Below are 12,002 nucleotides of genomic sequence, written 5' to 3'. Positions count from 1 at the left end.
TAATTACGGTTTAAACCAGAACATGTTTTGGCGCTTAGCCCAGAGCGAACTCAATCAAAGATGGCTTTGATCAATCCGCTATGACCGGTCGAACTAACGGACTCCTGAGGAAGGACAATCGGGATAAACATATCGCGAATCATAGATTTTCATCTTTAAAAATGTAATTGCCGCGCATTACAAATTGATTGATTAATAATTTATTAGGTAATATTATGAGCCTTAACCATACGAGCATGTTGAATTTTAAAGATTGATGTCAGTCCGATGGAGGATGTGATGCTTTTTACGCTTGGCCATGGTCAGCATATCATTCAGGAAACAGGCGGGGCGGGCCTTGCACCCGCCGAGGACCGGCCGGACGCGGTACCCTTATCCAAGGTCGTCGAGCCCGGATCGGCTGAGAATCAGCAGGCCCGCAAGAAAGGCGGCGCAGGCCTTGCGCCGGCCGAAAAGGGGGCTTTCCGTTATCTGTTCCCTTATGCCGCCGCGATGCCTGAATCGCCCACGGCGGTAGCGGCCCTGGATCGCCTTGCCGACAGCATGGTCGAACCCTTGGACGACCCGGAAACCGGGCCGGATGGTCAATCGATCAATTCAAGCATCGCGCCGGTGATGACCTATCTGGGGCAGTTCATCGACCACGACATCACCGCCAACACCGACCGCGCCGCGCCCATTTCCGCCATTGACGGCGATTGCGCGCCGCAGCCCCGCGACAGCGTGGAACGCGATCTGGACAACCTGCGCGACGGGTCGCTGCGCCTTGACAGCCTTTACGGCGACAGAGCCGGACAGGGGCCGTTCGCGGACAAGCTGGCGGGCTTGATGAAGCATCCCCGGCACAGCAACAAGATGCGGCTGGGGATAGCGACGCCCGTGGGCGACCGCCCGCCACTGCCCCGCGACCCTGCCGCCGACCTGCTGCGCCTGGGCTTCCTGATGAGCCGGAACGAGATCACCGAGGCAGATTTGAACGATCTGCCCGACGACCTGCGTGCGACCTTCATGCGGAACGGAGAGATCAACAAGGCCCATGCCATCATCGGCGACGACCGCAACGACGAAAACCTGCTGGTGGCGCAACTGCATGTGGCATTCCTGAGGCTGCACAACAAGCTGGCCGACCAGACTGGCCCGGATTTCGACGCCGCGCGCAAGGCCACTCGGTTCCATTACCAGTGGCTGATCGTCAACGAATACCTGCCCGCCGTTTGCGACCCGGCCATCGTGGGCCGCGTGGTGGCCCAAGGGGCACCGCTTTATTCGGAGTTTTTCAAGAAGCACCGGCCTGCGGACGGCGCCAAGATGCCGATGCCGTTGGAGTTTTCGGTCGCGGCCTTCCGCTTTGGCCATTCGATGGTGCGCGGCGCCTATGACCACAACCGCATCTTCGGCACCGCCGAAGCGGGAACGACCCAGTTGATCGAAAACGCTCCCTTCAACCTGCTGTTCGCCTTCACGGGCGGCGGCGACATGCCCAACAGAGACGGTTCCCGCCACGAGTCGCTGCCCGACAACTGGATCATCGAATGGAACCGCTTCATCGTCTCGGACCAGGGCAAGCGGGCGGCGCGCAAGATCGATACCCGCCTGGCGCCGCCGCTGAAGGACATGGTCAAGGAAGCCGCCGGGGTCTTCAAGCACCTGGCGCGGCGGAACCTGCGCCGGGGCTATCGGCTCAGCCTGCCGACCGGACAGGAATGCATCGCCGCGATCAACGGCATGAACGGTTATGACCGCCTGCCCGTGCTGTCGCCCGAGGAGGTTTCGGCCGGGCGCGACTTCATGGTGGACGCGGGCCTCGATACGCAGACGCCCTTGTGGTTCTATATCCTGCGCGAGGCCGAGTTGGCGGGCGGCAATCACCTGGGCCCCCTGGGCAGCACCATTGTTGCCGACACGCTGGTCGGACTGGTGGTCAGCGATCCTCAATCCTATTGGCACAATGGCAGCGGCGGCCAGCCCTGGGCACCCGGTAACGGCATGGACAGCCTCCAGAAGATGCTGCGCTTCATCGGCATGATCGAGGACTAGACCATGCCCGAATCTGAAACCGGCGGGTACCCCGACCATCGCTGGGTAGGATGGGTGGCGGGTCTGACCCCGATTGCCTGCCTGGCCGGCCTGGTGTCGGTCTGGCCCACCATTCCGCCAGCCCCAAATCTTGGCCCGGCTTGGCTGACGGACGAGGCGCGGATGTTCCTTGTCGCGGCCCTTGCAGGGGCGCTTGGCGGGGCACTGCAGATGGCACGGTCCTATGCGGGCCATCTGGGCGGGGGCAACTGGGACGGGCGGTGGCTGGCCTGGTACGGCCTGCGCATCCCCGCCGGGATCGGGCTGGCGCTGCTGTTCTACATGGCGCTGCGGGCGGGGTTCTATAACAATGCCAACGGCACCGCGGCGGTCAATCCCTTCGGCGTCGCGGTTCTGTCGGCCCTGGCCGGGCTGTTCTCGCGCGAGGCCCTGGAAAAGCTGGACGAGTTGTTCGACACGCTGACCGGGCGTCCGGCCACGCCGCCGGCGGACACGCGGCGCCTTCCGGCTCCGGTTGATACGGCTGCCGTCCCTGCCCCGACCCCGGTGCCGGCCGACCGTATCCCTGCGCCCTGAGGCCAAAACGCATTTTCTGACCTGTTCCTTTTCAACGGAGGACGCGATGCCTGCCCCTGAACCCGTACCCCTGCCGAATGACGTGCTTCGAACGCTGCATGGACTGCGCGGCAGGCTGGGCCGCGAAAAGGCCGGGAAACTGGGCCTGGACCTGAACGTCGCGGTCCATTTCAAGGATCCGCAGGTCGCCCTGGACGAACCGGGCGTTGGGCTGGACAGCGACTTTACCGTTCCGTGGGAGCCAGGCCTGGGCGACGGTCCGACAAGCGCGCGGTTTCGGATCCTGCCCACCGATGGCAAGGTGGCCCGGTGGGATGCCAAGGCACGCTGTTTCACGGACAGCGCGGACAAGCCCATCGACGGGTCCGATCTCGACACGCCCGAATACCGGCAGGTCCGCACCTGGGCCGTGCTTCAGAACACGCTGGACCATGTGGAGGGGCCGTTCGGCATGGGACGCCGCCTTGACTGGAATTTCGCGGGCAACCGGCTTCTGGTGGATACCGCCTTCAGCAACGAAAGAAACGCTTATTACAACCGCGATCAAAAGCGGCTGGAATTTCATCACTATCAAGATGACGAAGGCGCGACGGTCCATACCTGCCTGTCCACCGATATCGTGAACCACGAACTGGCCCATGCCATCCTTGACGGGGTCAGGCCGATGTTCCTGACGAAGGGCGTCAAGGAACACGAGGCCTTCCACGAAAGCGTGGGCGACATCCTTGCCCTGCTGCTGGCCTTGCGGAACAACCGCTTCCGCAAGACGGTGGCTGATAGAACCGAGGGCGACCTGACGGACGGGCTTGCCTCGGGCCTGGCGCGCCAGTTCGGACTGACGGTGTCGAAGAAACCGCACCTGCGCAGCGCTGCCAGCAGCCTGACGATGGCGGACCTGCCTGGGCAGAATTTCCACGACGCGTCGCAGATCCTGACGGGGGCGGTTTTCGACTATCTTGTCGCCTTGGTCGCGGGATACCGCGCCCGCCGGGGCGTCACCATTTATGAGGCGCTGTGGTATGCGGTGCGGCGGGTGCAGACGACCTTTCTGCAGGCGCTTGACCTGCTGCCACCACTTGACCCGCGCTTTGCCGACCTTGGGCAGGCGATGGTGCAGGCGATCCTGATCGCAGAACCCCTGGACCCGAAAGGCTACGCCGCGCTGCTGCGCCAATGCTTTGCCAAACGGGGGATTGAGTTGCCGTCGGACGAGGCCGCCCGCCTGCGCCTGACGCCCGCCGACCCGGACGAGATCGCCCGGTCGCGCGGCGCGGCCTATCGCTGGCTGGACGACAACCGCACGGCCCTGGACATTCCCGCCGATGCCGACCTGACCCTGGCCGGGCCCTTCCTGGCCGACAAGCGGGGACCGGACGGACGGGCTCTGCCGGTGCAGATCTCGATCCCCTATGCCTGGATGAACGAACGGGACAGCAACGGCATCGTCCTGCAGGCGCCCTGTGGCGCCACGCTGGTGATCGACACGCGCAGCAATGTCCTGTCCTGGGCGCGCAAACCGGGCGCCGAAACCGAGGCGGGCGCGGCCCGCATTCAAGGCTTGGCAGAGGCCATGGCGCTCGCACCGGCGGGCGACGGCATCCTGCGCTGCGCCCCTGCCGTGACAAAGGAGGATCCGGTCCATGTCTGACACCGACGCCCCAACCACCCCTGCCGCCTTGTCCCCTGAGCGCAGGCAGGCGCTGATGGATGTCATCTTCCGCACCTTCGGCCACAGCCGCTTTACCCAGGACAGCCCGCTGCGGCCCGATGTCTGGGTGGCCTATTGGGAAAAGCTGGCGGCGGGCGAGAAAGACCCCCGCGTCGATCTGATCCTGACCCCGGCCGAGGGATCGTCCCCTGGCCGGGCCGCCGTTGCTTTGGAGGCCATGCTGGCGGATGCCGACGGCCCGCTTAAACAGACCGAGGGCGAACGCGTCAAGATGCGCGAGACATGCCGCATCGCCTATTCACGCACGGCGGTGCAGGCGGCCCTGACGCCGGAACAGGCGCTGACCGCGGTGGTCGCGCTTTCGGTTTGGTGGGAAGACCGTACCCGCGAGGCGAGGGAAACGGACGAGGCTCGTGGACGCGAAGAAAACCTGCCTTGCGGCGCGCGCGCCCTGAAGCGGGTCGAGGAGTTCCTGGGCACGTCCGAGGCGGAGACCTGGACCGTGGACGAAACCATCGCGGCCCAGGCGGGATCGTTCCAGTTCTACCGCTTTGCCGCCCTGGCCAGCCTGACCCTGATGTTCGGGGACGATCCTCGCAAGGCCGAGGATATCGCCAAGCAGTTGCGCAGCGGCAATGTGCCCTTGGCGATCCTGCTGGCCGAATTGAAGCCCTATCTGCAAACTGCCCTGACGCGGATCGACGATGAAAAAGCCCGCCTGGCCAACTTCGAGAATAACAATCCCGAGATCTCGGAAACCGGCAAGTGGCCCCGTATCTGGAACGCCGCCGTCAATCGCGCGGCGGGGAACGCGGTCTATGTCTCTCGCAGGACGATCAAGGTGGACGCGACCCAGACCCTGTTCCGGGTGAACACGACCGGCATCGTCTGGGCGGTCATCGACAGCGGCATCGACGCGCGCCATCCGGCCTTTTTCCAGCGGCAGACCTCGACCCCAGCAAAGGAAGGCTGGCCCGGCCGGACGCGCATCAACCGAAGCTTTGACCTGACATTCCTGCGCGATCTGCTGACATGTTCGGATTTCCCGAAGGATCCGCCCGAACTGTCTGGGCAAGGCGGCACATCCAACGCGGCCCAGATCAAAAGCAGTTGGGATGCCTTTGTCAAACACAAGAAAAAAACACAGAGCCCCATGATCGATCGACTTCGCGACCGGCGCAACGCGGGTCTTCCGATCGGCTGGGAGATCCTCGCCCCCCTGGTCGAAATCCCGCATGACGACGCGCTCTACCGCCCGCCGCGTCACGACCACGGCACCCATGTCGCGGGGATCCTTGCCGCAGGCTGGGACTGCCCGCGCTTTGCCGACAATGACGAGCCGGGGATGATGGGCGCCTGCCCCGACCTGCGGCTGATCGACATCCGCGCTTTCGACGCCCAGGGCGTGGGCCGAGAGGATACCGTGATCGAGGCCATCGACCTGATCCGTTACCTCAACCGCGAAAGCAACAGGCTGGTGATCCACGGCGCGAACCTCAGCCTGTCGGTGACCCATGACGTGCAGGCCTTCGGCTGCGGCCAGACGCCGGTCTGCATTGCCTGCAACGAACTGGTCCGCAACGGCGTGGTGGTGGTCGCCGCCGCAGGGAATTCCGGCCATGAAGGGGACGCGGCCTTGGGATCGCGGGGGCAAAGCACGCGCGACATCTCGATCACGGATCCGGGCAATGCCGACCTGGTCATCACCGTGGGATCGACCCATCGCCAGTCGCCCTTCAGCTATGGCGTCAGCTATTTCTCGTCCCGCGGGCCTACGGCAGACGGACGGCTGAAGCCGGATCTGGTCGCGCCGGGGGAAAAGATCTGCGGGCCCATCCCCTTGGCCGGGGACGGCACCGCCACCTACAAGATCCTGGACGGCACCAGCATGGCCGCGCCCCATGTCAGCGGCGTGGCGGCGCTGCTGATGGCGCGGAACCGCGAACTGATCGGCGAGCCGCTGCGCATCAAGGAAATCCTGTGCCGCACCGCCACCGACCTGGGCCGGATGCCCACCTTCCAGGGCGCCGGTCTGGTCGATGCGCTGCGGGCGCTGCAATCAGTCTGAAGGAGACTAGCGATGGTCACGGTCGAAGCCCTGAATGCGGAACATGGCGACTGCCTGCTGCTGCACTACGCCCTTGATGGCGTTCCGCAGCTGTGGCTGATCGACGGCGGGCCAAGGAGGACGTGGAACGGTACCCTGAAGAAACGGCTGAACCAGCTGGCGGCCGGGCGCGATCTGGATCTGGTCACCGGCGAACGCAGGCTGCCGATCCGACTGGGCGTCGTTACCCATATCGACAGCGACCACATCGCGGCCATGAGCCAGATGGTCGCGGCCCTGCTGGCCGATCCGCCCCTGTCTGACACGCCCCCCGTGGTCTTTGACGACTTTTGGTTCAACGGCTTCCGGCAGCTCCTGGCGGATGATGCCGATGGCCATGTGGCCCAGATCACGACCGGACTGGCTGGCCTGGCCAGCGGCGGGGCCTTTCTGGTAAGCGTGACCGAAGGCGTCACCCTGCAAACCGACCTGGCGCGGCTGAAGGATCGCAACGGCAAAAACCTTGTGCTGAACCGCCAGTTCGCCGACAAGGTCCAAACGCCCTTTGCCAAGGAGGTCGCGGGCGTCGAGGTCGCGCTGCTGGGTCCGACGCAGGCGCAGCTTGACGAACTGCGCAAGGCATGGGCGAAGGACCGGCATGTGTCGCCCGCCGAACTGGCCGCGACCGAACGGCGCGACGACTCGCCCACCAACCGGTCCTCCATTGCCTTTCTGGCGAGTGTTGACGGCAAGACGATCCTGTTTACCGGCGATGCCCTGGCCGAAGATCTGATTGCGGGCTGGAATACGCTGGAAAATCCGCCGGAAGCAATCGATGTGATGAAGGTTCCCCATCACGGGGCCGCCGGAAACAATTCAAGGAAGCTTTTCGAACTGATCCCCGCACGGCATTACATCCTTTGCGCCAATGGCAAGGACGGCAATCCCGATCTGGCGACATTGGACATGCTGTTCCAGGCGCGCCCCGATGGGGACTATTCCATTCACCTGACAACGCCCGAAAGCAATCCCGGCATCGCCGGTCAGGTGACGGTTTTGAACAAAAAGGCAAAGGGCCGCGTCATCTATCGCGGCGAAGACGCCTTGTCGGTCAGCATCGAGCCGTAGCCTTGCAGATCAGCCCGCCAAGGCACGCACCGGCTCCTTGTCGAAAACCGGGTCCGGGTGGCTTAGGCCGGCGCCGCCGTCCAGGGACCAGCCGCCATCGCCGGGGGCAAGCCCGGCCCCCGCCTGCGCGGACATCAGGTCGGCGCAATGGACGCGGTTCTCGCGGAACGCGGTGTCGAACTGCGCCCGCCATTTGGTCCAGGACAGGGCGTTGACCCCTTTCCCGCCCGAGCTTTGGCTGATCATGTAGGTGCCGTCCGCGGCATGAAAGCCCGCAACGATATGGTCGATGCCCAGCAGGCGATCAGGCGTGTCATGGCGACGCTGGCCGGTGTCGATGCCAAAGATCATTCCCGCGCGCCGCCCCACCCGGTCGATGTCGGTGCCCGACACGATGATCCCTGTATGCCGTCCCACATTGACGATCTGCCCGTCGGAATGGGTTTCCAGTATCCGAAAAGTGGTATTGGCTTGGGCCACGCTGAAGCGACGCCCGGCCAGCGTCATGATCGCCGCCACCCAGCCGGAACAATCGACCTGATCGCCGTTGCAGGATCGGTTCCGGGTGAAGGACAGCCCGTCATCCCCCTTGATCCAGGCCTTGCAGCCCATCCCGTACTGAATGCCGTCCCATTGTCGTGTCGCCGTCAGGATCGCATCGTTCACCGCCATCACGGAATCCAGCGGAGGATCGCTGAACCGCGCCTCGGCCTGGCGCAGGTTGCGCCGCGCCACATGCCCGCCGGTTGCGATGTTGATCCAGCGTTCCACCGTGCCATCGGGAGAATCGATCGTGCTGCCGGGATCAAGGACACCCAGCAAGGCGGAATTGGGGTCAGGCCGAGAGAATATCTTTGTACCCGAAACACCAACCATATAACGCATCGGAAAACCCCAGCACCATACAATTGAACGGCAATATATGTTGGCAACATCAAACTGGCTCGGATACTGCGCGCATATTGCAATTCAAAACTGCAAGAAAATATGCCACAAATTATTATGAAAACAACGATTCTATTGTTTGTCCTTGCAGTATAGGGTTGCCATGTCTGAATTGCTCATTCCCGATCTGGTCATCGAACTGGTCTTTACCGAACCGCGATCCGAGGCTGATCTTCGCCAAGAGGTCGAGACAAGACTGACCGGAACCTACAGGATCGAGGCAGTATTCGATCCCACCGGGGATTACCACTTCTTCCTGACCCTTGTCGGAACGCCCACGCGGGACAGCCTTGCCGACCAGATCTTCGAACGCGCGCGCCAGATCCGCCGCGAACTGCGGGCGGCCGAGGCGAACCCGCTGATGATCGACAGCCTTTACGGCGCGGCGGCGGTGGCCTCGGACGGGGCGCTGGCAAACTTGTGCGAAACGCCAGAGGATCCGGGCCGTCCCCATGGCTGGGTCCATGCGGTGATCGAAACGCAACAGGGCTGGCAGTCCAACCGGGGGCAAGGGGCCAGGGTCGCGATCATCGACACCGGCGTATCAAGCCATCAGGAACTGCAGGGGATCCTGGCCGCCGACGGGCACCTGAACCTGGTCGAAGGCGGCACCGATCCCGGCGACCGGTTCACCGCCGGAGGGATGGTCAACCCAGGACATGGGACGGTCGTGGCCTCGGTCGTGGCCAGCCGCGGCGGACTGGATGGGGGCATGGGGACGACCGGCCCCGGCAAGATCACCGGGGTGGCGCCCGATGCGGAAATCCTGGCGATCCGCGCCTTTGTGTCGGTCGTCAACATCTGGCAGAAGACTATCCCAGGCGCGATCGTCCACGCCATCAACCAGGGCGCGGATGTCATCGTCATGTGCATGGGCGGCCCCACGCCTGTCAGCGCAACGCAGCGCGCGTTGAAGATGGCCCGCGACCGTGGCATTCTGACGATCTGCGCCGCGGGCAACTGCTGGCCCCTGGTGGTCTTTCCAGCGAGCTACGCGGAATACGGGCTGGCGACGGCGGTTGCTGCCCTTCAGCCCGACCTGATGCCCTGGCGCCATTCCGCCCGAGGCAAGGCAGTCGTCGTCTCGGCTCCTGGGGAACAGGTCTGGGCCGCGACAATGCCGCGGGCAGATGGTCCCCCCGACGCGGTCAAGGTCAGCCAAGGGACGACGCTGGCGACCAGCCTTGTGGCAGGGGCCGCAGCCCTGTGGTCGGGCGCAATAGGCGGCGCAGACAAGGTCCGGCAGGCCGCTGCGGCTCGCGGCACGACGGGACAGGAACTGTTCAATCAGGTGCTGCGCCAGACGGCCTTTCGCCCCCCTGCCTGGGGCGGCAGAAGCGATCTGGGCGCAGGGGTTCTGCGCATATCGCGCATGTTCCGTCAGACAACCGGCTTGGCCCCAGGCGGCGAGGCCCTGTTTGCGGTGGAGCCTCCCGTGACGGCCGCGCCGCTGGCCGCGTGGGACGCGGTCCCGGCGGTGCAGGTGGCGGCGGATACCCTGGCCTCGGCCGATGCCCGGACCTTGGCGGAACTGGATTCGCAGATGGAGGAGTTCGCGCCTGAACTGCTATGGCGGGCCTTTCGCGCAGGCAGTCGCGCCAAGGCAAAATCGATTGCCAGTTCGCTGGGTCTCGACAGTCAGGGCGACCTCTTCAAGCCCGAAGCCCCGCCCTCGGCCGCTCTGTCCGAGCGGCTGGAAACCCGACCCTTCCTCCGCGACATGCTGGGGATGTAGGGCGGCTCCAGAACTTTGCCGCAATACTTTGGCAGGTTAGTCCTCAAGCAGGCCATAGCCGGGACACGCTATTCTGAAATGTGACTTTTTATGCCCAACAATGCGTTGAGGCATAAAAGGATCGCGGAATGAAGGTTCGGTTCTCTCACCTTCCCCCTTCAAGGCGCTGCAAGATTGAGCACTGATGGCAAGCAAAGCTGAGCCCTGACAAGAATGTCATCGCACATCGCCGGCAATTTGGGCACTGGAGTGAGACAGGACCGTCGCGTCTGATGGTACAGCCCAGATGTTCTCGACCGGGTTCAGTTCTGGCGCATAGGGCGGGAGCGTCACGATGGTGATGGTGTCAGGGATGCGCAGCGCGCTGGAGCCGTGCCAGCCGGCGCCCTCCATCACGAGCACGGCGTGGGCGCCTGGCGCGACAGCTTTTGCGATTTCGACAAGATGGGCGTTCATGGCCGAGGTGTCGGCACGCGGCCTGACCAGAGCCGCGGTTGTGGCGCGCGCCGGACAGACCGCGCCGACGATATAGGCCCATGTGTAGCGGGTATCGCGCGGCGTGCGGGGGCGGGTTCCGCGCTCGGCCCGGGTCCGGGTGAGCGTTGTAGCCTGACCGGAATGGTAGCGACCGTTGGCTGGAGATCCGGGGTGGATGTTTGACCGGGTCGCCAGCCAATCCTGGTACCTCCAGTCTGCCCAATGGCGTTGATCGCGTCCCTGGAGAACTTGGCGGCAGTGCTGAACGATATGGTGGAAGCTCTCGACAGCCCATCGGAATCGCGCATCGGGCGCAGCATCGGCCTCCTCAATGGCAATTCCGGGAGATGCTCATGCCACGACGAACGCCACCGCAGCAACTTGGTTTCTTCGCCCCTCTATCGGACCCCGAGCGGTTCCCGACGCCGCAGTGGCAGAGTCTGCTCGACGAGGTACGGCTGATGCTGACCGCGTTGATACCCCCGCTCCTTAGCCACGCCGGCGGCGCGGACAGTCAACGCAAGGGAGCGGCACATGATGCATGAGAAGATCGGGTCGCATCATCTGGAATGCAAGGCAATCCTCTAGGTGCGACAATCCTCGGCGCACCAGGTGCTGCACAACCGTGAGAGCAGCACCCTGCAATATGCGATGCACGACCGGCTGACGGCGCTTGGCTGGTCCGCCATCCAGACCATTGACAACGATCTTGGCCGCTCGGCTGCGGGTGACGTGACGCGGGCCGACTCATCTAGGATGTGGTTGCCGATCTCGACGTCACAACCTTCGAGATCGTTCGCTGGTCCACTGGATCGGTGCGGCGCATACAGAACTTCGCCTGCCGAAGCGGCGCCGGGGACAGCGCAACAGCACCGCTTCCGAGATCATCGCTGCGGTGCGCCAGCTGGTGCTCAGTGTCTCCGACGATCTGATTGCCGGCATCCTCAACCGAAACGGCCTGCTGACAGGCCATGGCAACCGCTGGACACGCGAGCGGGTCACGTCCCTCCGCTCGCATCACAAGATCCCGGTCTTCCGCCCGGCTCCCGATGGCATCGACCCATGGCTCAATCTAACCGACCTTGCGCGCCTGCTCGGGGTATCGCCGAAGACACTGAGGATCGCGGCCGAAACCGGAGTGGTCGAAGGCCACACCACAGGCACAACACGTCGCTTTCGAGACCAAGCGAAGGGCAAAACATCCCTCAGGACCGTATGCCGACCAGAAGAACCTATTCCTCTTAACACCATAGAGAGATGGGTATTATGCCGCAGCATTGTAGTGTATGCGCCAATCCTCCAGCTTTTCCGGGCATCTGCAAAGCTCATGAACCAGTGCGTTCGGGCTGGTCTGTCGCCCTTAGCAGCGCGGATGCAGCGGTGAATTA

General features: G+C 63.9%; 8 protein-coding genes. 6 read left to right on the top strand and 2 right to left on the bottom strand.

All coding sequences use genetic code 11. The features are described from left to right. The first annotated feature begins 279 nt into the window (after positions 1-279). From AAIL68_RS16690 to AAIL68_RS16670, 5 genes are read left to right on the top strand one after another with little or no spacing between them, the layout of a single operon-like run. On the top strand, positions 280-2,037 hold the full coding sequence (locus AAIL68_RS16690; protein WP_347140878.1) for a heme peroxidase family protein: 1,758 nt from the start codon (positions 280-282) through the stop codon (positions 2,035-2,037). A 3-nt stretch (positions 2,038-2,040) separates the two neighbouring features. Next, positions 2,041-2,613: a hypothetical protein gene (locus AAIL68_RS16685; protein ID WP_347140877.1), complete on the top strand. Its 573-nt coding sequence runs from the start codon at positions 2,041-2,043 to the stop codon at positions 2,611-2,613. A 46-nt stretch (positions 2,614-2,659) separates the two neighbouring features. Beyond that, on the top strand, positions 2,660-4,261 hold the full coding sequence (locus AAIL68_RS16680) for a hypothetical protein (RefSeq protein ID WP_347140876.1): 1,602 nt from the start codon (positions 2,660-2,662) through the stop codon (positions 4,259-4,261). Then, a complete protein-coding gene (locus AAIL68_RS16675; RefSeq protein ID WP_347140875.1) occupies positions 4,254-6,350 on the top strand; it encodes a S8 family peptidase in 2,097 nt (698 codons plus the stop codon). The genes AAIL68_RS16680 and AAIL68_RS16675 overlap by 8 nt, the downstream gene beginning before the upstream one ends. Positions 6,351-6,362: 12 nt before the next feature. Continuing rightward, positions 6,363-7,457 carry a hypothetical protein gene (locus AAIL68_RS16670; RefSeq protein WP_347140873.1) on the top strand — a complete coding sequence of 365 codons (1,095 nt, stop codon included), beginning with the start codon at positions 6,363-6,365 and terminating at the stop codon, positions 7,455-7,457. Positions 7,458-7,466: 9 nt separating this feature from the next. On the opposite strand, the gene AAIL68_RS16665 is transcribed toward AAIL68_RS16670, so the two are convergent. Next, positions 7,467-8,279, bottom strand: a complete 813-nt coding sequence (locus AAIL68_RS16665) for a hypothetical protein (protein WP_347140872.1) — start codon at positions 8,277-8,279, stop codon at positions 7,467-7,469. Positions 8,280-8,505: 226 nt separating this feature from the next. On the opposite strand from AAIL68_RS16665, the gene AAIL68_RS16660 reads away from it, so the two are divergent. Beyond that, positions 8,506-10,137, top strand: a complete 1,632-nt coding sequence (locus AAIL68_RS16660) for a S8 family serine peptidase (protein WP_347140871.1) — start codon at positions 8,506-8,508, stop codon at positions 10,135-10,137. A 216-nt stretch (positions 10,138-10,353) separates the two neighbouring features. Here the strand turns inward: AAIL68_RS16660 and AAIL68_RS16655 are convergent, their stop codons facing one another. Further along, a complete protein-coding gene (locus AAIL68_RS16655; protein WP_347140879.1) occupies positions 10,354-10,791 on the bottom strand; it encodes a transposase in 438 nt (145 codons plus the stop codon). Between the last annotated feature and the right edge of the window lie 1,211 nt (positions 10,792-12,002).

Origin of the sequence: Paracoccus sp. SSK6 (genome assembly GCF_039770665.1) — a bacterium.
Taxonomy (GTDB): Bacteria; Pseudomonadota; Alphaproteobacteria; order Rhodobacterales; family Rhodobacteraceae; genus Paracoccus.
This window is presented reverse-complemented; position numbering and strand designations above follow the sequence as displayed.

Bases quoted from the DNA above. Each gene is read 5' to 3' on its own strand.
- AAIL68_RS16660 (WP_347140871.1), top strand. From the start codon at position 8,506: ATGTCTGAATTGCTCATTCCCGATCTGGTCATCGAACTGGTCTTTACC.
- AAIL68_RS16690 (WP_347140878.1), top strand. From the start codon at position 280: ATGCTTTTTACGCTTGGCCATGGTCAGCATATCATTCAGGAAACAGGC.
- AAIL68_RS16675 (WP_347140875.1), top strand. From the start codon at position 4,254: ATGTCTGACACCGACGCCCCAACCACCCCTGCCGCCTTGTCCCCTGAG.
- AAIL68_RS16670 (WP_347140873.1), top strand. From the start codon at position 6,363: ATGGTCACGGTCGAAGCCCTGAATGCGGAACATGGCGACTGCCTGCTG.
- AAIL68_RS16685 (WP_347140877.1), top strand. From the start codon at position 2,041: ATGCCCGAATCTGAAACCGGCGGGTACCCCGACCATCGCTGGGTAGGA.
- AAIL68_RS16680 (WP_347140876.1), top strand. From the start codon at position 2,660: ATGCCTGCCCCTGAACCCGTACCCCTGCCGAATGACGTGCTTCGAACG.